Source organism: Nocardioides ureilyticus (assembly GCF_051280745.1).
GTDB lineage: Bacteria > Actinomycetota > Actinomycetes > Propionibacteriales > Nocardioidaceae > Nocardioides.
In genome coordinates, this window is record NZ_JBNCOG010000003.1 from 131,204 (window position 1) to 150,624 (window position 19,421).

Annotated in this window: 19 protein-coding genes and 1 tRNA gene; 15 read left to right on the forward strand and 5 right to left on the reverse strand. The window is 72.3% G+C overall.

The genetic code is table 11. The annotated features are described in order from the left end of the window. Positions 1 to 5: 5 nt before the first annotated feature. From ACSMHG_RS02955 to arr, 4 genes are all read left to right on the forward strand, one after another. The gene (locus ACSMHG_RS02955) at positions 6 to 1,265 is read left to right on the forward strand and encodes a cation:proton antiporter domain-containing protein (protein ID WP_435741885.1); all 1,260 of its coding nucleotides are present in this window, start codon (positions 6 to 8) and stop codon (positions 1,263 to 1,265) included. A gap of 63 nt (positions 1,266 to 1,328) precedes the next feature. Continuing rightward, positions 1,329 to 1,401, forward strand: a tRNA-Arg gene (locus ACSMHG_RS02960). Positions 1,402 to 1,715: 314 nt separating this feature from the next. Beyond that, on the forward strand, positions 1,716 to 2,255 hold the full coding sequence (locus ACSMHG_RS02965) for a hypothetical protein (protein WP_435741886.1): 540 nt from the start codon (positions 1,716 to 1,718) through the stop codon (positions 2,253 to 2,255). 425 nt (positions 2,256 to 2,680) lie between these two features. After that, the gene (gene arr / locus ACSMHG_RS02970; protein ID WP_435741888.1) at positions 2,681 to 3,115 is read left to right on the forward strand and encodes an NAD(+)--rifampin ADP-ribosyltransferase; all 435 of its coding nucleotides are present in this window, start codon (positions 2,681 to 2,683) and stop codon (positions 3,113 to 3,115) included. 31 nt (positions 3,116 to 3,146) lie between these two features. On the opposite strand, the gene ACSMHG_RS02975 is transcribed toward arr, so the two are convergent. After that, entirely contained in the window at positions 3,147 to 3,413 is a 267-nt protein-coding gene (locus tag ACSMHG_RS02975) for a hypothetical protein (RefSeq protein WP_435741889.1), read from the reverse strand. 60 nt (positions 3,414 to 3,473) lie between these two features. Here ACSMHG_RS02975 and ACSMHG_RS02980 point away from each other — a divergent pair, with 60 nt between their 5' ends. Beyond that, positions 3,474 to 3,656, forward strand: coding sequence for a PspC domain-containing protein (locus ACSMHG_RS02980; RefSeq protein WP_435741890.1), 183 nt, complete (start codon positions 3,474 to 3,476; stop codon positions 3,654 to 3,656). Positions 3,657 to 3,735: 79 nt separating this feature from the next. On the opposite strand, the gene ACSMHG_RS02985 is transcribed toward ACSMHG_RS02980, so the two are convergent. Then, the gene (locus ACSMHG_RS02985) at positions 3,736 to 4,896 is read right to left on the reverse strand and encodes a hypothetical protein (RefSeq protein WP_435741892.1); all 1,161 of its coding nucleotides are present in this window, start codon (positions 4,894 to 4,896) and stop codon (positions 3,736 to 3,738) included. Positions 4,897 to 5,121: 225 nt separating this feature from the next. Between ACSMHG_RS02985 and ACSMHG_RS02990 the strand changes: the two genes are divergently transcribed. Further along, positions 5,122 to 6,291: an MFS transporter gene (locus ACSMHG_RS02990; protein ID WP_435741893.1), complete on the forward strand. Its 1,170-nt coding sequence runs from the start codon at positions 5,122 to 5,124 to the stop codon at positions 6,289 to 6,291. 34 nt (positions 6,292 to 6,325) lie between these two features. Here ACSMHG_RS02990 and ACSMHG_RS02995 read toward each other — a convergent pair whose 3' ends face one another. Further along, positions 6,326 to 7,690, reverse strand: coding sequence for an MmgE/PrpD family protein (locus tag ACSMHG_RS02995; RefSeq protein ID WP_435741894.1), 1,365 nt, complete (start codon positions 7,688 to 7,690; stop codon positions 6,326 to 6,328). A 160-nt stretch (positions 7,691 to 7,850) separates the two neighbouring features. Between ACSMHG_RS02995 and ACSMHG_RS03000 the strand changes: the two genes are divergently transcribed. The 4 genes from ACSMHG_RS03000 to ACSMHG_RS03015 are packed head-to-tail and all read left to right on the forward strand — an operon-like array spanning position 7,851 to position 12,767. Beyond that, positions 7,851 to 9,035 (forward strand): CaiB/BaiF CoA transferase family protein, encoded by a 1,185-nt coding sequence (locus tag ACSMHG_RS03000; RefSeq protein ID WP_435741895.1) that lies wholly within the window; start codon positions 7,851 to 7,853, stop codon positions 9,033 to 9,035. Next, positions 9,032 to 9,844, forward strand: coding sequence for a cyclase family protein (locus ACSMHG_RS03005; protein ID WP_435741896.1), 813 nt, complete (start codon positions 9,032 to 9,034; stop codon positions 9,842 to 9,844). Before ACSMHG_RS03000 ends, ACSMHG_RS03005 begins: the two co-directional genes overlap by 4 nt. Beyond that, entirely contained in the window at positions 9,841 to 11,256 is a 1,416-nt protein-coding gene (locus ACSMHG_RS03010) for an MmgE/PrpD family protein (RefSeq protein WP_435741897.1), read from the forward strand. The genes ACSMHG_RS03005 and ACSMHG_RS03010 overlap by 4 nt, the downstream gene beginning before the upstream one ends. Positions 11,257 to 11,300: 44 nt before the next feature. Beyond that, positions 11,301 to 12,767, forward strand: coding sequence for a dihydroorotase (locus tag ACSMHG_RS03015; protein WP_435741898.1), 1,467 nt, complete (start codon positions 11,301 to 11,303; stop codon positions 12,765 to 12,767). Between the two features lie 28 nt (positions 12,768 to 12,795). Here ACSMHG_RS03015 and ACSMHG_RS03020 read toward each other — a convergent pair whose 3' ends face one another. Together ACSMHG_RS03020 and ACSMHG_RS03025 are read right to left on the reverse strand one after the other, a co-directional pair. Further along, positions 12,796 to 13,689: an HpcH/HpaI aldolase/citrate lyase family protein gene (locus tag ACSMHG_RS03020; RefSeq protein ID WP_435741899.1), complete on the reverse strand. Its 894-nt coding sequence runs from the start codon at positions 13,687 to 13,689 to the stop codon at positions 12,796 to 12,798. Continuing rightward, positions 13,686 to 14,486, reverse strand: coding sequence for an IclR family transcriptional regulator (locus tag ACSMHG_RS03025; protein ID WP_435741900.1), 801 nt, complete (start codon positions 14,484 to 14,486; stop codon positions 13,686 to 13,688). Before ACSMHG_RS03025 ends, ACSMHG_RS03020 begins: the two co-directional genes overlap by 4 nt. Before the next feature lie 216 nt (positions 14,487 to 14,702). Here ACSMHG_RS03025 and ACSMHG_RS03030 point away from each other — a divergent pair, with 216 nt between their 5' ends. The 5 genes from ACSMHG_RS03030 to ACSMHG_RS03050 are packed head-to-tail and all read left to right on the forward strand — an operon-like array spanning position 14,703 to position 19,417. Then, on the forward strand, positions 14,703 to 15,932 hold the full coding sequence (locus ACSMHG_RS03030; RefSeq protein ID WP_435741901.1) for an ABC transporter substrate-binding protein: 1,230 nt from the start codon (positions 14,703 to 14,705) through the stop codon (positions 15,930 to 15,932). Between the two features lie 17 nt (positions 15,933 to 15,949). Beyond that, positions 15,950 to 16,957, forward strand: a complete 1,008-nt coding sequence (locus tag ACSMHG_RS03035) for a branched-chain amino acid ABC transporter permease (RefSeq protein ID WP_435741902.1) — start codon at positions 15,950 to 15,952, stop codon at positions 16,955 to 16,957. Beyond that, the gene (locus ACSMHG_RS03040) at positions 16,954 to 18,000 is read left to right on the forward strand and encodes a branched-chain amino acid ABC transporter permease (RefSeq protein ID WP_435741904.1); all 1,047 of its coding nucleotides are present in this window, start codon (positions 16,954 to 16,956) and stop codon (positions 17,998 to 18,000) included. The genes ACSMHG_RS03035 and ACSMHG_RS03040 overlap by 4 nt, the downstream gene beginning before the upstream one ends. Further along, positions 17,997 to 18,716 carry an ABC transporter ATP-binding protein gene (locus ACSMHG_RS03045; RefSeq protein WP_435741905.1) on the forward strand — a complete coding sequence of 240 codons (720 nt, stop codon included), beginning with the start codon at positions 17,997 to 17,999 and terminating at the stop codon, positions 18,714 to 18,716. The genes ACSMHG_RS03040 and ACSMHG_RS03045 overlap by 4 nt, the downstream gene beginning before the upstream one ends. Beyond that, positions 18,713 to 19,417 carry an ABC transporter ATP-binding protein gene (locus tag ACSMHG_RS03050; protein WP_435741906.1) on the forward strand — a complete coding sequence of 235 codons (705 nt, stop codon included), beginning with the start codon at positions 18,713 to 18,715 and terminating at the stop codon, positions 19,415 to 19,417. The genes ACSMHG_RS03045 and ACSMHG_RS03050 overlap by 4 nt, the downstream gene beginning before the upstream one ends. Positions 19,418 to 19,421: the final 4 nt, after the last annotated feature.

Sequence of the window (19,421 nt, forward strand, 5' to 3'; positions counted from 1 at the left end):
CCCGTATGTCCAGTCATGCCGTCCACCTCGCCGAGGTGCTGGCCGTGGTCGTGGCCGTCGTCGGCCTCGTCGTCGCCGTGCTGTCCGCCCGGATCCGGCGGCTGCCGCTCTCCGAGCCGTTGCTGGCCGTCGGGGCCGGGGTGCTCGTGGGGCCGCAGGTCCTCGGGTGGCTCGACGTCCACCCGATCACGGAGGACGGCCGGGTGCTCCACCACGCGGCCGCCGTCCTCCTCGCGCTGTCGGTCATGGCGATCTCCCTGCGCTACCCGTTCCGGGACGGCCTGCGGCACTGGCGGCCGCTCGCGCTGCTGCTCCTGGTGGTGATGCCGCTGATGGCGCTGGCCACCGGCGCGCTGGCCTGGACCGTGCTCGGCGTGCCGGTCGCGGCGGCGGCGGTCCTGGGCGCGGCGCTGTGCCCGACCGACCCGGTGCTCGCCTCGAGCGTCGTGACAGGTGATCCCGCGAAGAAGACACTGCCCGGCCGCACCCGGCTGCTCCTGTCCTGGGAGTCAGGCGCGAACGACGGCCTGGCGCTGCCCCTCGTCGTCGCTGCGCTCGCGCTGATGCCCCACCTCGGCGGCGGCGCGGCGACCACCGAGATCCTCCGGGCCGTCCTCGGTGGCCTGCTGCTCGGCGTGGTGGTTGGCGAGATCGCCTCCCGGGCGATCAACGCCGGCGAGGAGCACGGTGCGGCGAACGGCACCCCGATCGTCGTCTTCACCCTGGTGCTCGCCATCGGCGTGCTCGCGGCCGCGCGGCTGCTCCACGTGGGCAGCGTCCTGGCCGTCTTCGTGACCGGCATGGTCATCAACCTGCGCACGCGCGGGGACGACCGCATCCGGGCGCTGACGTTCGACGAGGCGCTCAACCGGTTCGCGGGACTCCCCTTCTTCGCCCTCCTCGGGGCCGCGCTGCCCTGGGCGGAGTGGCAGCGGATCGGGTGGGGCCCGATCCTGCTCCTCGCCGTCGCGGTGCTGCTCCTCCGGCGACCGCCGTGGCTGCTGGCCCTCGCGCGGCCGCTGCGGCTGCCGCGGGCGGACGCGGTCTTCCTCGGCTGGTTCGGGCCGATCGGCGTCTCGGCGATCTTCTACCTCACCGAGGTCGGCCACCGCGGAGCGAGCGCCACGGTCGTCGCGGCCGGCACCGCCGTCGTCTTCGTCAGCGTGCTCGCGCACGGCTTCAGCTCCGACCCGGGCCGCCGCCTGTACGCCGCCCGTGTCGGTCACCGGGGCGAGGCGGAGGAGCAGCACGGCGGAGGAGACTGATTTCGGCTTCCCCGCCGCGGTCGGCTACTCTCTTCCGAGTCGTGCGCGCGAGCGTGGCGACGGGCGCCCGTAGCTCAACGGATAGAGCATCTGACTACGGATCAGAAGGTTTGGGGTTCGAATCCCTACGGGCGCGCAGGACGAAACGGCCCTTCACCAGCGGAGACGCGGGTGGGGGGCCGTTTCCTTTGTTCGCACGCGGTCCCGTTGCGCTCATCACCTGCCACCCGTTCGGACGCAGCCTTCCGCATGTGCGCCTGGCGGGTCGGCAGCGGCGGCACCTCGATAGGGCGCAGCGGCGAGGCCGGCGTGCTGGCTCGGCTTGCGCCCGCCGTGGACGTGGTCGTGAAGGTGAGTGCTTCCTCATGTGGGACTCACCGGTGCCTCACGTGGGGCCGGAACGTTGCAGAGGTAGGTCCCGATCGATCCGACGATCCACCAGGAGGATCCATGAACCGCACCGCCACGCTCGCGCTCGGCCTCGTCGTCCCTGCCGCCCTGACCGGCACGGTGCTGACCGCGCCAGCGGCGCACGCCGACGACCGTGTCTGCCGAGGCACCATGGGCGCGAAGCAGCTCGACGACGACGTCGTCGTGCCGAAGGGCGCAACCTGCACGTTGGTCGGGACGCGCATCGGCGGCAACGTCCTCGTCCGTGGCAACGGCACCCTCCACGCCAAGGGTGTCAAGGTCGAGGGCAACATCCAGGCAGAGAACCACAAGCGGGTCGTGGTGCGGCACCGGAAGGTCGACGGCAAGGTGAGGAGGTCGCGCATCGGCGGCAACGTCCAGCTCGAGCAGGGCGGCGGAGGCAAGGTGCTCCGCACCGTGCTCGACGGCGACATCCAGCTCTTCTCGAACCGCGGCAAGCTGGTGGTCCGTCGCAACGTCGTCGATGGCAACCTCCAGTGCAAGAGCAACGCCCCCAAGCCCGTGGGAGGCCGCAACAAGGTCGAGGGCAACAAGGAGGACCAGTGCAAGGCTCTGTGAGCCGACGCCCGTTCAGCCGGAGGATCGCGGACGTCAGCGCGGGAGTCCTACGCTGACGTCCGCGGAGCGCTACGAGTAGCGGTGGCTCTTCGCGGCGTGCCCGTGCTCGCGGGTGCAGGTGCGCCCGTTCATCGAGCGATGGCCGCACAGTGCGTCGGCGGCCGGGGTCGGAGGAGCCGGATCGGCCACCGGGGCCGGTGCGGGTCGAACCGCTGGCCTGGCGGGTCTGCGGGTCCCTGTCGACCTGGCCGACATCTCGTCGTACCGCGCCTCCCGCATCGCGCGCAGCGCTGCTTCCTTGCTCATCTCGTGATCACGTCATGAACCTAGGCGGTCCCACCGACAGCGGGGCGCACGACGCGGCGCGGAGATCGCAGGACCTCGCGTCCTGGCCGTGCGGCGAGCCCGGAACCTAGGATCGGGGCATGAGCGGCGCGAGGGTGCCGGTGCCCTTCGAGGTGTACGAGCCCGGTGTCTACCTGCACGGGACGAAGGCTGACCTGACGGTCGGCGACCTGCTGGTGCCCGGCCGGGGGTCGAACTTCGAGGACGGCCGGGTAGCGAACTACGTGTACTTCACCGAGACCCTCGACGCCGCCACCTGGGGTGCCGAGCTGGCCGCGGGCGACGGCCGTGGTCGGGTCTACCTCGTCGAGCCGACGGGGGAGTTCGAGGACGATCCCAACGTCACGGACAAGAAGCTCCCCGGCAACCCCACGAGGTCCTACCGCTCACGGGAGCCGCTGCGCGTCACAGGCGAGCTCCTCGACTGGATCAGCCACCCGCCCGAGCGGCTGCAGGCGATGCGCGACGGCCTCGAGGAGCTGAGGCGGCGGGGCGCTGCGGTGATCGAGGACTGAGGATGCACAGTGACCACGGGGTCCGGCAGCGCTAGCGGGCCGGGCCGAGCGGGATCGGTCGGTCCTCCGGCACGACCATCACCGGCAGGCCGAGCGCCTCGGTCAGCTCCGCGCGGAGCTCGGGCCGGTCCGTCAGGGGCGGGACGATGCCGACGACCAGGCCCGAGCCGTCACCGCAGGCGGAGGCCGAGGACCAACGGTCGCGCAGCCCGAAGCGCAGTGGGGGCGGCGTGGCGGACGTGCGCCGAGCTGAGCGTGAACAGCTGCTCCACGACCTCGCGTTGGCGCTCGAGGCCACTGATGGGTGGTGCCTCGCTGGAACCGGATCGCCGGGGCGTCCCCGGGTACCGGCTCCTGCATGACGTCCTCAGCACTGGTCCGGCCGCGCAACGACAAGTGGATCGCCGGGGTCTGCTCGGGGGTGGCCCAGCGGTTCGGCCTGTCGACCACGCTGGTGCGGTTGATGTTCGCGATCTTCGGCCTCGTGGGGGCTGGAGAGATCGTCTACATCGCCTTGTGGATCCTGATGCCCAAGGAGTGACCGGTACGCCGTCGAGGAGGCGGGTGCCTCCTCGACGGCGTGCGGTTCAGCCGGGCGTCAACCTGGCCTCAGCCGCTGGTCACTGGCCGCTGAGGTCCAGCGGCGGCACGGGAGCGGCCATGCGGAAGACGCCAGCGCCACCGACGCTCGTGGCGGTGTTGTCGTCGACGACCGCCAGGGAGCGGTAGATGGTCTCCATGTCGGTGAGGAAGACCTTGTGGGCCCCGGTCGCGGTGGCCGCGTGGCCCTGGATCGGGAAGCCCCACTGCTGCTCGAACTGGGTCGCGACCCGGCCCCGGTTGGACCACTCGACGGGGAAGGTGACGGTGTCGCGGTGGGTGTCGTCCACGACGTAGGCGCCGTACGCCTTGAGGGTCCGGGCCAGGATCCGGGCCGGCTCGCTGGCCAGGTTCCAGACGGGGAAGGACCGCGGGAGTCCGAGGAGGGAGCCCTGGCGGACCGCAGGCACCTTCCCGCCGTACTCGGTGGCGTAGTAGGCGTCCGCGCGGTGGGCGGGCCACCGGTAGCCGTTGGCGGTCGAGGACAGGTACTTCTTCGCCCAGAGTTCGATCTTGAGGACGTGGGGGATCTGCGTCTTGCCGGGGGACCACTCACCGAGCCGGATGGTGCCGCCCAGGGCGCTCATGTACGAGCCGCCGTGGCTGCCGCCGCCGGGGTTCTCAGGAGTGGCGCCGGTGTAGATGGACGTGCCCTGCCACTTGGGTGAGGCGTACTGCGAGACGACGGTCCCGTCAGGGCACACGTGGAGCGGCTGGGTCTCGTAGACGGTGCCGTCCGGGAGGACGATCGCGGTCGAGTGGTTCGGGGTCGAGCCGTGGTAGCCGGGGTCGGTGCGGAACGTGGTGGGGATCGGGACACCTGCCTTGAGGACGGTGTCGGTGCGGGAACCGCACCGGGTCTTGGTCGAGTCCCACCCTGCGGTGGTGGCGTAGACGTTGGTGAGGCGCGCCTTGGGCGCCAGGACCAGCAGGTCCTCCTCGAGGGCGAGCGTCTTGGTCGTCGGGTTCTCCACGTTCGCGGGCACCCACCGGGGGGTCCGCGAGAGGGAGGTGTTCCAGATCGAGTGGCTCGGGAACGGCTGGATCAGCGGGTCGCGCAGGACCGTGGAGGTCTTGGTGCGGGCGGGCTTCGCGGCGGTCGGCTGGGCGACCAGGGCGGTCGAGGTGGTGACCGCGAGCGCAGCGAGGACGGTGGAGAGCGTCTTGGTGAAGGGGGACACCGGTACTCCGAGGTGTGAGGTGGGGGGGGGGTCGCCCCTTCATCGGCCCCGCACGGGCCGGCCGTAGGAAGACCCGGAGGTCTGCCGGGCCGGGCACAGGTGAGCGCGTGCCCGGGTGGTGACGGCTAGTCCACGAGGGCTATGGCGCCGGTGTGCTGGACCTCCGACCCGGAGCGCATCGCCCCGGGACCGCCCGCCGAGCACCGCTCCTGCAAAACTGCCGGAATGCGTCCCGACGAGCCGGCGGCCTCCGGGGCCGGTCACGAGCGAGGCGCTGTCGTGGGCGCGGTCGCCTGCTACTCGCTGGCGCTGTCGGTCGCGTCGGTCGCGGTGCCGATCCTGCTCGTCCGGGCCGGCTACAGCACCGCCCAGGTGGGCTTCCTCATCGCGCTCTCGGCGCTGGCGCAGATCGCGACGCGGTTCCGGGTCGGCGCCCTCCTGCGCCGGGTGGCGGACAAGCACCTCGTGGGCGCGGCGTCGGTGCTGATGGCCCTCGGGTCGGGCGTCCTGGTCGTGTCCGACGCGGTCTGGGTCATCGTGGGGTCCCAGCTCGTCCAGGGAGCCTCCCGCGGGCTGTTCTGGACCGGGATCCAGACCCACGCGGTCCGTGGTCCGGCCAGCGCCGCCCGGGGGCTCGCCTCGGTCAACCTCGCCTCGGGCACGGGACTCGTGCTCGGCCCGGTGCTCGCCGGCGTGCTGCTCGAGCGCTCGGCAGGGCTGGCCCTCGCGGCTGGCGCCCTGGCCGCGGCGGTCGCGGTGCTGCCGGTGGCCGTGATGGCGACGCTCCCGGTCTTCCCGCCCTCGGCAGCGCCGGCGGGCGACCGGGTCGCGCGTCGGCCCGCTGTCCGGGCCGGTGCCTGGGCGGCGGCCTCGGCCGGTGGGTGGCGAGGTCTGATGGGCGCCTACGTCCCTGTCGCGCTGGACGCGGCGGCGTACACCGGCAGCACCATCGGCGCGGTCGTGGCCATCACCAACGGCGCCACGGTGGCTGCCGGGTGGAGCGCGCGGTGGCTGCCGGCCGCCCGTTTCCCGGCGGGCCTCGCTGCGGGCGTCCTCGCCACCGGCCTGGGCCTGGCGGCGTTCGGGGCCACGGCGGGCAGCCTGCTGGTGGCGGCGGCGGCCTCGCTGGTCGTCTCCGGCCTCGCCATGGGTCTCCTGCAGACGATCGGGCCCGCCTTCGCCGCGGAGAGCGTGGACGAGGCCGACCGCGGCGACGCCATGGCGGCGGTCGGTCTCTACCGCTCCGGCGCGACCTTCCTCGCCCCCCTCGCCGTGGGCGCCCTGGTGCTGGCGGTGCCCCTCTCGTGGGCCCTCGTGGCCGCCGGCCTGGCGCTCGCCGTGCCGGCCGCCTCCGCCCGGGGTGCCCGAGCCGTCCCGGCCGCCCGACCACGCTGACGCGGCCGAGGACCGGCGCTGGCGGGCGCCCGGCTCAGGGGAGCTCGGCCAGCAGCGGCACGACCGAGGGGCACCCCTCCAGGGCGGCGACGACCCGGGCCACGCGGTCCGCGTCGTCGGCGCCCACCAGGCGGTCGAGCTTGGCGCGGACGTCCGCCTCGCCCAGGGGGTGGTGCGCGGTGTCGCCGATCGGGTTGGGCTGCGCCAGCGCGACCCTCGAGCCGTCGCGCAGCTCGACCTCGACCTCGGTGACCCGCCGGTCGGGCAGGTGGCGGTCGAGGTCTTCCTCGACCCGCACCGAGACCCGCTCGCTGAAGTCCTCCGCCGCCGCGAAGGCCGCCGTGCCCGGGGTCATGGTCTCCGGGTCGACCCGGCCGCTCACCGCCGCGGTGCTCACCACGAACGGCAGGGAGAACATCGCGGCCAACCGGCTGGCCGGGTGCCGGCGCAGGAGCGGCTCGGCCAGGGAGTGGATGGCCACCCGCACGGCCGCCACCTCGGCCGGGTCCTGCCAGGCGCCGCCGGCGCGCAGGCTCTGCACCAGGTCGACGGCCGCGTGGGTGTAGGAGCACGAGGCGTGCTGCTTGAGGTACCCCGCAGTGAGCAGCCACCGGTCCCCGAGGTCGCGGACCAGGACCTCGGGGTCGAGCGAGCCGACGAGGCCGAGCGCGTGCGCCGCGGACCCCCGGTTGCGAACCAGGCCCGCGCGGGCGAGCCGGGCGGCGTCGAGCCCGGCCCGGTTCGCACCGGCGATCCACAGGTTGCGGGTGAAGTCGCCCGCGAGCACCGTCTCCCACGGGGTCACGTGCATCAGGCCGGTGGCGGCGTCGATCGCGGCGGCGACCTGGTCGACGTCCCCGCCCTGGACGAGGGCGGCCGCGCAGGCCGCTCCGGTCGCACCCCAGTGCCCGTGGGTGTGCCAGCGCGGGTCGCGCGAGGTGGCGCGTCCGAACCGGGCCGCGACCTCGTAGCCCGCGGCCACGGCCGTCAGCAGCCGTTCGCCGGAGACCGGCTGCTCCGCGGTCCGGGCGGCGGCGACGGCCGCGAAGACGACGTGCGCCGCGGGGTGCCCGGCGGCGTACTTGTTGCCCTCGTCGAGCTCCAGCAGGCACGCCGCCACGGCGGAGAGGTACGACGCGGTCTCCGCGGTGGTCCGGACGTCGTGGCCGGGGACGGCCGACTCGCCTGCGGGGCAGTCCCAGGCGGCGACCAGCGCCCGGCCCTCCGGCGTGCGCGCGCCGGCCAGCGTGACCCCCCACAGGTCGGTGAGCACGATCCGCAGCCGGTCGACCACCGGCGCCGGGAGGTCGGGGTACCGGAGGGCGGCCGCGAAGGAGGCCAGCCGGTCCGTCGCGGCGGTCGCCTGTTCCGCTTGAAGGAACGCTATGGGGTCAGCCATGGCTGGCACGGTAGGCAGCGATCCGCGGTCGGTCAATGGATGCGGGCAAGGATCGCGAGAAGTTGGCCGGAAGATCTTCCGCTCGGGCGAGGTCGGCGCTAGAGTCGAAGGCGTGACGACTGTTTCTTCTAGCGGAACGAATGCCGCCAGCGAGTCGCCCATGCCGCTGGAGGGCCTCCGGGTGGTCGACGCGGCGACGATCCTCGCCGGTCCGCTGTGCGCCCAGATCCTCGGCGACTACGGGGCCGACGTGATCAAGGTCGAGCACCCCTCGCGCGGCGACAGCATGCGCGGGCACGGTCACAGCAAGGACGACGTGCCGCTGTGGTGGAAGGAGATCGCGCGCAACAAGCGCACGGTCGCGCTCGACCTCAAGGCACCCGAGGGCGCCGAGGTCTTCCGGCGGCTCGCCGCGACCGCCGACGTCGTCATCGAGAACTTCCGGCCCGGCACCCTGGAGCGGTGGGGGCTCGGCCCGGACGTGCTGCACGAGCTGAACCCCGGCCTGGTCCTGGTGCGGCTGACCGGCTTCGGCCAGACCGGCCCCTACGCCAGCAGGCCGGGCTTCGGCACGCTGGCCGAGGCGATGAGCGGGTTCGCCGAGCTCACCGGCGCCGCGGACGGCCCGCCCACCCTGCCGGCCTTCGGCCTCGCCGACAGCATCTGCGGGATCGGAGCGTCGTCCGCGGTGATGATGGCGCTGTGGCACCGCGAGCGCACCGGCCGCGGCCAGGTCGTCGACATGAACATCCTGCAGCCGATCATGACGGCGGTCGGCCCCGCGCCGACGGTCTACCAGCAGCTCGGGATCATCGAGGAGCGGCACGGCAACCGCTCCACCAACAACGCCCCGCGCAACACCTACCGCACCGCGGACGGCAAGTGGGTCGCGGTCTCCACCAGCGCCCAGCGCATCGCCGAGCGGGTGATGGAGCTCGTCGGGCACCCCGAGGTGATCGACGAGCCGTGGTTCCAGACCGGCTACGGCCGGGTCCAGCACGTCGAGCAGCTCGACGCCTACGTCGGGGACTGGATCGCTGAGCGCACCCGCGAGGAGGTGCTGTCCGCCTTCACCGCGGCCGGCGCGGCCATCGGACCGGTGTACAACGCCCAGGACCTCGTCGAGGACGAGCACGTCCGCGAGACCGGGATGCTGCTCGAGGTGCCCGACGAGGACCTCGGTCCCGTGCTCCAGCACGACGTCATGTGGCGGCTCACCGAGAGCCCCGGGCGGATCCGGTTCACCGGCCGCCGGCTCGGCCAGGACACCGACGAGGTGCTCTCCGAGCTCGGCTACGACGACCAGCAGCTCGACCAGATGAGGAAGAACGAGGTGATCCGGTGAGCGACGCCCTGCTCTCCGTCGTCCGGTCCGGAGTCGACACGATCGACCTGGGCCGCCAGCTGCGGGTGGGCATGCCCCAGTCGCCGAACCACCCGGCGTTCTGGCACACCCTGCCGCGCCGGCACGGCGACATGGTGCGTGCCGACGGCGGCAGCGCCGCCAACGACATGCTCAGCATGGGCACGCACGTCGGCACCCACATCGACGCGCTGTCCCACGTCTCCCACGACGGCAAGATGTACGGCGGCGTGGACGCGGCCGAGGCCGGCATCGGCGGCAAGTACGACGAGCTCGGGGTCCACACCATCGCGCCGATGATCCGGCGCGGGGTCCTGCTCGACGTGCCCGCCGCCCTGGGGACCGACCTCTGCGAGGGCGGCTACGAGATCACCGTCGCCGACCTCGAGCGGACGGTCGAGCGGCAGGGCGTGTCCGTCGAGGAGGGCGACGTCGTCCTGGTCCGCAGCGGCTGGGGCCGGCTCTTCGACGAGGGCGCGCCGTACCTGGGCAAGGAGACCGGCGTGCCGGGCGTCGGCGAGGCGGGGGCCCGCTGGCTGGCCGAGCACCGCGCGCACGCGGTCGGCGCCGACACCATCGCCTTCGAGCGGCTCGCGCCGCACGGCGGGCACGCGCTGCTGCCCGCCCACCGGGTGCTCCTGGTCGAGCACGGCATCTACATCGTCGAGGCGATGGACCTCGAGGGCCTGGCCGCCCGCGGGGTCCACGAGTTCACCTTCGTGCTCGTTCCCCTGAACATCTACGGCGCCACCGGCTCGCCGGTCCGCCCGCTGGCGCTGGTGCCGGCATGAGCGGCGCGACCCTCGCCGAGGAGCTCGCGGCCTTCGCCGCCGGGACGACGTACGACGACCTGCCGCCCGAGGTGGTCGAGAGCGTGAAGATGCGGGTGCTCGACACCCTCGGCATCGCGGTCGCGGCCGCTCCGCTGGAGACCAGCCGCGCCGCACGCGCCTGGGCCCGCGAGCAGGGGGGTGCCGCCACGGCGTCCGCGGTCGGCGTCGCCGAGCGCCTCCCGGCCCCGATGGCCGCCTTCGTCAACGGCGTGCTGGCGCACTCCCTCGACTACGACGACACCCACCTGCCCTCGGTTCTCCACCCGAGCGCCACGGTGGTCCCCGCGGCCCTCGCGGCCGCCGAGCGCGTCGGAGCCCACGGCCGGGACGTGGTGCGGGCGATCGCGGTCGGGCTGGAGGCCTGCGTCCGGATCGGCATGGCGGGCTACGACGAGGAGGCCAAGAACTCGACGTTCTTCGAGCACGGCCAGCACGCGACCTCGATCTGCGGCGCGATGGGCGGGGCGGTCGCGGCGGCGGTGCTGGACGGCGGCGAGGACGCCGTCCGCAACAGCCTCGGCGTGGCAGCCTCCATGGCCGCCGGCATCATCGAGGCCAACCGCACCGGCGGCACGGTCAAGCGCATCCACTGCGGCTGGGCCGCGCACTCCGCCATCTGCGCCGCCGACCTCGTCCGCCACGGGCTGACCGGCCCGCCCACCGTGCTCGAGGGCCGGTTCGGCTTCTTCCAGGCCTGGCTGCACGGCCGCTTCGACGCCAGCGCCGTCACCGACGGGCTCGGCACGGAGTGGGCGGTGCCCGGCATCTTCTTCAAGCCCTACCCGGCCAACCACTTCACGCACGCGGCCGTGGACGCGGCCGCCGCGCTCCGGGCCCGCGGCCTCCGGCCCGACGACATCGCCTCCCTCACCCTCGGGGTCCCGGCGCCCAACCTGCGCACGATCGGCGAGCCGATCGAGGTGAAGCGGGCCCCCGAGACCGGCTACATGGCCCAGTTCAGCGGTCCGTACGCCGTCGCCGTCGGTCTGCTGGGCGGCGGAGGCCTGGGCGCCGGTCTCGAGGACTACACCGACGAGCTGGCCCACGACCCCGCCCGCCGCGCCGTCATGGCGAAGGTCGACGTCGTCGCGGACGAGCGCTGCACGGCGATCTTCCCGCGCCAGTTCCCCGCCGTCCTGACGGCTCGGCTGCACGACGGGAGCGAGGTGGTCGAGGAGGTGCTCACCACCCGTGGTGGCCCGGAGCGACCGCTCTCCTTCGACGAGCTGGCCACCAAGTTCCGCGAGAACGCCAGTCGGACCCTCGGGCCCGACGAGGTCCAGGGGCTGGCCACGGCCTGCCACGAGCTCGACCAGCACACCGACCTGAGCGCCGTGCTCGGACCGCTGACCGCGGTCGACGCGCGCTGACCGACCACCGCCGACCCCGGCGGACGACCCGAGAGGGAGAGACGATGACCGACTTCGACCTGGTGATCCGTGGCGCGAACGTGGTGCGACCCGGCGCCGACGCGCCCGAGCGACTGGACGTGGGCATCAAGGACGGCACCTTCGCGGCGTTCGAGCCGTCGATCGAGGCCGACCGCGCGGCCTCCGTCGTCGACGCCGCCGGCAAGCACCTCTTCCCCGGTGTCGTCGACGCCCACCAGCACTGGGGCATCTACAACGAGCTGAGCGAGGACGCCGACACTGAGAGCCGGGCCTCCGCCCAGGGCGGCGTGACCTCGGGGATCACCTACATCCGCACCGGCGCCTACTACCTCAACCGGACCGGGCCGTACCGGGAGGTCTACCCCGACATCCTGCAGCGGGTGCAGGACCGGGCGTTCGTGGACTACGCCTTCCACGTGGCGCCGATCCTGACCGAGCACATCGACGAGATCCCGCACCTGGTGCAGGAGCACGGCGTGGCGTCGTACAAGATCTTCATGTTCTACGGCAGCCACGGGCTGCACGGCCGGTCCTCGAACCAGCGCGACTTCCTGATGATCCCCGAGGACCAGGACTACAACCTGGCGCACTTCGAGTTCGTCATGCGCGGCCTGCAGCGGGCCCGGGAGCAGTTCCCGGAGGACAAGGACCGGCTCTCCCTGTCCCTGCACTGCGAGACGCCGGAGATCATGGCCGCCTACACGAGCATGGTGGAGCGCGAGGGGAAGCTGTCGGGCCTCGAGGCCTACAGCGCCGCGCGCCCGCCGCACTCGGAGGGCCTGGCGATCACGATCGCCTCCTACCTCGCCCACGAGACCGCGCTCCCCAACATCAACCTGCTGCACCTCACCTCGCGCAAGGCGATCGAGGCGGCCATGCTGATGCAGCAGACCTTCCCGCACATCGACTTCCGCCGCGAGGTAACGATCGGGCACCTGCTGGCCGACTTCACCACCGCCGGCCCGGGCGGCAAGGTGAACCCGCCGCTGCGCTCCCGCGAGGACGTGGAGGCGCTGTGGGAGCACCTGCTCGCCGGCAACTTCTCGTGGGTCTGCTCCGACCACGCCTGCTGCCGCGACGAGGTGAAGTTCGGCGACCCGCGCGAGGACGTCTTCCTGGCCAAGTCCGGCTTCGGCGGCACGGAGTACCTGCTGACCGGGCTCATCTCGGAGGGTCGCAAGCGCGGCCTGTCGTACAACCGGGTGGCGGAGCTGGTCTCGAAGAACCCGGCCGAGCGGTACGGGCTGCGGGGCAAGGGTGACCTGGTCGTCGGCCACGACGCCGACTTCGCGCTGGTCGACGACAACGTCGAGTACGTCGTGCGCGCCGAGGACTCGCTGTCCACCCAGGAGTACACGCCGTTCGAGGGCTTCGAGCTGACCGCGAAGGTCACCGACACCTACCTGCGCGGCGAGGCGGTCTTCCGCGACGACGAGATCGTCGGGGACCCGCGCGGTCGCTACCTGCGCCGTGCCGGCGGGGGCTCCTGACCGCAGGCTGACCCAGGCCCGGGTCGACCTACCCCTCGCGGGAGCGGTCGGCCCGGGCCAGCGTCTCCTGGGCCCCACGCACCACGGCTGCGTCGATGAGGCGCCCCCGCTCGTCGGTGGTCACGCCGCCGCCCGTGGCCTCGAACCGCTCGACCACGTCGCGGGCGGCTGCGACCGCCTCCTCGGCGGGGGTCAGCACGTCGTTGATCACCGCGACCTGCGCCGGGTGGATGGCGGTGCGCGACCGGAAGCCGAGGTCCTGCAGCAGCCGGGTGGTCTCGGCGAAGCCGGCCAGGTCCCGGAAGTCGGTCGAGGTGGGTGCCACCGGCGCCGCCAGACCGGCCGCGGCGCAGTGCGCGACCACCTGGCTCCGCAGCGCCGTGACGGCCTCGGTGGTCCGCTCCGACCGGGCCATCCGCAGGTCGGCGAGGAGGTCCACCTCGCCGATGCCGAACGTCGTGAGGCGGGGCGAGCGGGCCAGCGCCGCCAGGTCCAGGAGCGCCCGTGCGTCCTCGACGAGCCCCACGACGGCCACGGCGCCGGCCGCCACGCCACGCTCCGGCTCGAGCCGGTCGAGCTCGGCCCCGAGCGCCTCGAGAGCCGGGACGGACGTCTTGGCGAGGAACACGCCGCTCAGGCCGGGGTGGACCGCGGCGTCGAGGTCGGCGCCGATCGCCGCGGCGTCGATGCGCACCCACTGCTCGGCGGCGGACGGGTGGCCGGCGGCGAGCCAGTCCCGGACGGCCGCTCGGGCGGTCTCCTTGTCGGGGAGCGGCACCGCGTCCTCGAGGTCGAGCACCACCGCGTCCGCCGGCCCCGCCGCCGCCTTGGCGAACAGGTCCGCCCGCGTCGCAGGGGTGTAGAGGAACGAGCGGGGCAGGATCGCCGGGGTCCTCGCCGGGGTCCTCGTCGGGGCGCTCATCGGGTGGCCCCGGCACGGCTGCCGAGCTGGGCGGTGATCGCCCGGGCGGCCGAGATCACGAGCCGGACGTGGTCCTCGTGCCCCTCCTCGCCGTACCGGAAGACCGGGCCGGAGGAGCTGATCGAGCCGAGGACGTTGCCCGCGGCGTCGAAGAACGGGGCGGCGATCGACGCGGCACCGGTGCCGCGCTCGTTGAGCGAGACGGCGTAGCCGGAGCGCCGGATCTCGGCGAGCCGGCGCAGGTAGTCCTCGGCGTCGACGTCGGGGTCCACCTCGAGCAGCTGCTCCACCGCATGGTCGATCACCGCCTGCGGGAGGTGGGCCAGGATCACCCGGCTCGACGCCCCGGAGTGGAGCGGCAGGCGCGGGCCGAGGTCAACCACCATCTTGACCTCCTGCGGGCTCTCGAACTGGTCGAGGTAGATCCGCTGGTGGCCGACGAGCACCGAGAGCGTGGTCGTCTCCCGGGTGTCGTCGCGGAGCTTGCGGAGGATCGGTGCGGCGAGCGAGCGCAGGTCGAGCTGGCTCCACGCCTTCATGCTCAGCGTCGCCGCGGCCGGGCCGAGGGCGTACGTCGAGTTCTCGGCGAGCGCGAGCACGAGCGAGCGCGAGGTGAGGGACTGCAGGATCCGGTGCACGACCGCCTTGCTCAGCGAGAGCGTCCGGGCGATCTCGGTGACCCCGAGGGGCCGGTCGGCCTGCGCGAAGAGCAGCAGGACGTCGGCGACCCGGTCCGCCGACTCCGTGCCGCCGTAGCCGCTCAGTCGCGTTCGCTCCGCCTTGCTGGTCATGCTCATCGCCGTTCCTCCCCGTAGTTCCGCTGAGCGAAACAGTAACACTCATGGAAAGTTGCTGTTAACCCCTAGATCCGTCCGGTGTTGCGTGCCATACTCCAACACCTGACCGCACAATTAGTGATGGGGACCACTGCTCAGCGGAACGGCCACGGACACGGCTGTTCCCCTTGGAGGAACCCATGTCGTGCCGGATGGCATGGAAGGTAGGCGATCGACATGCACAAGATCATTCGCTCGGCCGCGGTGGTCGTGGCCTCCTCGTCGCTCTTGGCGGCGTGCGGGGGCGACGGTGGAGGCGGCGGGACCGGCGGAGGTGACGTCGACGAGGTCGTCATCGGCGCGGTCCACCCGCTCACGGGCCCCCTGGCCGGCGCCGGCACGGCGATGAGCCAGGCCGCGGAGATGGCCGTCCAGGACCTCAACGAGGCGGGCGGGATCGAGTGCCTCGACGGCGCCGACCTGCGGCTCGAGGCCGGTGACAGCGAGGGCGCCGCCGCGACGGGGCAGAGCGAGGCGCAGCGCCTGATCAACGAGGGTGCCGTCGCGCTCGTCGGCACCTACCAGAGCGACGTGACGCAGAACGTGGCGGCGGTCGCCGAGCGCGCCGGCGTGCCGCTCGTCATCGACGTCGCCGTCGACGACGCGATCCTCGAGCAGGGCTACACGAACACGTTCCGGATCCAGCCCGACGCCACGAGCATGGGCACCGACGGCGGTGCCGCGCTGCTGGCGATGGCCGAGGAGAACGGCGAGGAGATCGACCAGGTCTCCTACATCCACGTCGAGGGCGCCTTCGGCGAGAGCGTCTACGACGCGTTCGCCACGCTCGCCGAGGAGAACGGCATCGAGGTCAAGGCGGTCAGCTACTCGCCGACCAACTTCAGCGACGCGACCACGGTCGTCCGCGAGGCCGCGACCGGCAACCCCGACGTCATCCTCTCCACGGGCTACTACCCCGACAGCCTCCTCATCGCCCAGGCCGTCGAGCAGCTCGACCCCGACATCCAGGCGCTGTACGGCATCGCGAACGGCGCCTTCGACAACAGCCCGTTCCCGAACGACGCCGGTCAGGCCGGCGAGAGCGTGCTGAGCGCCAACTACCACTTCGACGCCACCAAGGAGCGGGTGCAGGAGCTGCGCGACCGCTTCGAGCAGGAGTACGACCAGCCCATGGAGACGGCCGCGGTGCTGTCCTACCAGGCGGTCGAGGTCATCGAGGCCGCGCTCGAGGAGGCCTGCAGCGACGACCCGGCCGAGGTCCGGGACGCGATCGCCGACATCGAGGTCGACGACCCGCTGCTCGCCTTCGACGGTCCCATCACCTTCGACGAGTCCGGCCAGAACGAGAACGCGACGGTCATCGTGATGCAGGTCCTCGATGGCCAGATCGAGCAGGTCTTCCCCGAGGAGTTCACGACCTCGGACCTGGTCTACCCCACCCGCTGACGGGAGCCTGATCCAGCATGCCGGAGCACACCGAGGCGGTCTCCGAGGCACCGGAGGCGGAAGCCGCCGTGCCGGGGACCGCCGCCTACCGCCTGCCGCTCGCCGTCGCGGGAGCGGTGGTGGTCGGACTCGTCCTGATCTACACCGTCGGAGGCCGTGACCCCGGGCTGGTCACCCAGTCCGTGGTCACGGGCCTCCTGCTCGGCGGTGTCTACGCCCTCGTCTCGATCGGGCTCACCCTGATCTTCGGGGTGCTCGGGGTCGTCAACTTCGCCCACGGGGCGATGCTGAGCCTCTCGATGTTCCTCGTCTACTGGCTCGTGACCTCGATCGGCCTGCCGGTCTACGTGGCCACGCTGGTGGCGGTCCCGCTCATGCTGGTCTTCGGGTACGTCGTGCAGCTGCTGCTGCTCAACAAGCTCACGTTGTCCGGCAGCCACGACGGGCCGCTGCTGGTGACCCTCGGCCTCTCGCTGCTGATCGTCAACGTGCTGTTGATGATCTTCGGTGGTCGGCCGTTGTCGGTGCCCAGCTCGGTGCAGGGCTCCTTCGAGGTCTTCGGCGCGATCGTGTCCTACGAGCGGCTCATCGCGTTCGGCGGAGCGGTCCTGGTGGCGATCGTGCTGACGTTCGCCCTCAAGAAGACCTCCTTCGGGATGTCGATCCGGGCGGTCTCGGCCAACAGCCAGGGCGCGGCGCTGGTGGGTGTCAACGTCGGTCGTGTCTACGCGCTGACCTTCGGCATCGGCGCGGCCTGCGTGGCGGTCGCCGGTGGGCTCGTGGCGCCGTTCCTCAGCCTCACGCCCGCCGTCGGCGAGGAGTTCACCATCCTGGCGTTCGTCATCGTGGTCCTCGGTGGCCTGGGCAGCGTCGTCGGGGCGATGGTCGGAGGGCTGGTGATCGGGCTGGTGCAGACCGTCGGCGCGCTCTACCTGCCCGGCACCGGCTCGCTGATCCTCGTCTTCGCCGTCTTCGTGATGGTCCTCCTCTTCCGGCCCCAGGGCCTGTTCGGAGCGACCCGATGACCGCGGCGAGCGGCCTCCGGTCGGAGGTGGCCCAGGACGACGCCCGCCTCAGCGACACCGGCGTCCGGAACTCCTTCATCGTGCTGGCAGCGCTCGGCCTGGTCCTCGTGGCCCTGCCGTTCCTCCTCGACGAACGGCTGGAGACGGTCGCGGTCCTCACCCTCGTCTTCGCGCTCATCGCGGTCGCCTGGAACATCATGAGCGGCTACGGCGGGCTCTTCAGCTTCGGGCACGCGGCGTTCTTCGGCATCGGCGCCTACACCGACGCCTACCTCGTCGTGGAGATGGGGATCTCGCCGTGGGTGGCGATGGTCGTCGGCGCCGCGCTCGCCGCGGCGGCCGGCCTGGTGATCGCCTTCCTGTGCCTGCGGTACGCGCTCGCGGGCCCCTACTTCGCGCTGGCCACCTTCGCGTTCGCCCAGATGTTCCTCCTCGTGGTGCAGAACCTGGAGTTCCTGCGCAAGACCGAGGGGTTCAACCTCCCGATCCTCGCCGAGGACTCGTTCTGGATGCTCCAGTTCGAGCAGGGGAGCGACCTCTACATCTGGATCCCGTCCGCGATCCTCCTGGTCGCGCTCGCCGGCACGATCCTCTACGCCCACTCCCGGTCCGGGCAGTACGTCCAGGCAGTGCGCGACGACGAGGTGGCGGCCGCGTCCCTGGGGATCAACGTCATGCGCAGCCGGCTGCTCGCGGTGGCCATCAGCTGCGCGCTGACCGCGATCGCCGGCGCCTTCTACACCCAGTACTACTTCTTCGTCGGACCGCAGCAGGCGTTCGGTTCCCAGGTCTCGATCGAGGCCATCGTCCCCGCCGTCATCGGCGGCGTCGGCACCATCTGGGGGCCGCTGCTGGGGGCGCTCATCGTGGGGCCGCTCGCCGAGACCATCAAGACCATCCTGCGGGACCCGCCGGAGTTCCTGGCGTTCCTCGAGGGAGTCGCGGGGCTCGACGTGGCCGTGTACGCCGTGCTCCTCATCGTGATCGTCCTGTTCATGCCCAAGGGCATCTACGGCACGCTGAAGGAGAGGTGGCGGCGATGAGCCTGCTCCAGGTCGAGGGCCTCACCAAGCGGTTCGCAGGCCTCACCGCTGTCGACGACATCAACATCGAGCTCGGGGAGCGCGAGTTCCTCGGGGTCGTCGGGCCCAACGGCGCGGGGAAGACGACGCTGTTCTCCATCATCTCGGGGCAGCTCGCGCCGAGCGAGGGGCGCATCGTCTTCGACGGCGTCGACATCACCGGCTGGCCCGCCGACAAGGTCGCCCGTGCGGGCCTCGTCCGGACCTTCCAGCTGATGCGCCCGTTCGAGAGCATGAGCGTGCTCGACAACGTGGCGATCGCCTCGCACCGCCTGCACCGCTCGCGCCGGGACGCCCGCCGTCACGCCCTCGAGGTGATCGAGCGGGTGCAGCTCGAGCGCTACGTGCACGCGATGTCGGGCAGCCTCCCGACCGCGGGTCTCAAGCGGCTCGAGCTGGCCCGGGCGCTCGCCCTCGAGCCCAAGCTGCTGCTGCTCGACGAGGTCCTGGCCGGGCTGGTCCCGGCCGAGCGGGCGCCGATGATCGAGCTGCTGCGAGGGCTGCACGCCGACGGGCTGCCGGTGATGTTCATCGAGCACATCATGGCGGCGGTGCTCGCGCTGTCCGAGCGGCTGCTCGTCATGCACGAAGGTGCGCAGCTGGCCTTCGGCGACCCGCACGAGGTGACCCGGGACAAGGTCGTCGTCGAGGCTTACCTGGGGGAGGACTACGCATGATGCTGGAGACCGTCGACCTGCACGCGGGCTACCGGAAGCTGGAGATCCTGCACGGTGTCGAGCTCCGGATCGGCGAGGGCGAGATCGTGTCGCTCATCGGCGCGAACGGGGCCGGGAAGACCACGACGCTGCGCACGATCGCGGGGCTGATCACCCCGACGAGCGGCAAGGTCGTCTTCGACGGCCAGGAGGTGCAGGGCCGCCGGGCCGACGAGATCGTCCGGGCCGGGCTCGTCCACGTGGCGCAGGACCGCGCTCTCTTCGGTGAGCTGCAGGTGTGGGAGAACCTCGAGATGGGCGCCTACACCCAGCCCCGGTCGACCATGCGCGAGTCGATGGACCGGGTCTTCGAGCTCTTCCCGATCCTCGCCGAGCGGCGCCAGCAGCGGGCGGACACGATGTCCGGCGGGCAGCAGCAGATGCTGGCCATCGGGCGGGCGATGATGGCGCGCCCGAAGTGCCTCACCCTCGACGAGCCGTCGGTCGGGCTGGCGCCCAACCTGGTCGCCCAGGTGCTCGAGGCGATCACGGCGATCCGCGACACGGGGGTCACCGTGCTCATCGTCGAGCAGAACGCGAAGCAGGCGCTGCGGATCTCCGACCGCGCCTACGTGATCGAGAACGGGTCCCTGGTGCTCGAGGGCACCGGGTCCGAGCTGATCGACGACCCGAGGGTGCGCGAGGCGTACCTCGGCGCGTGAGGTG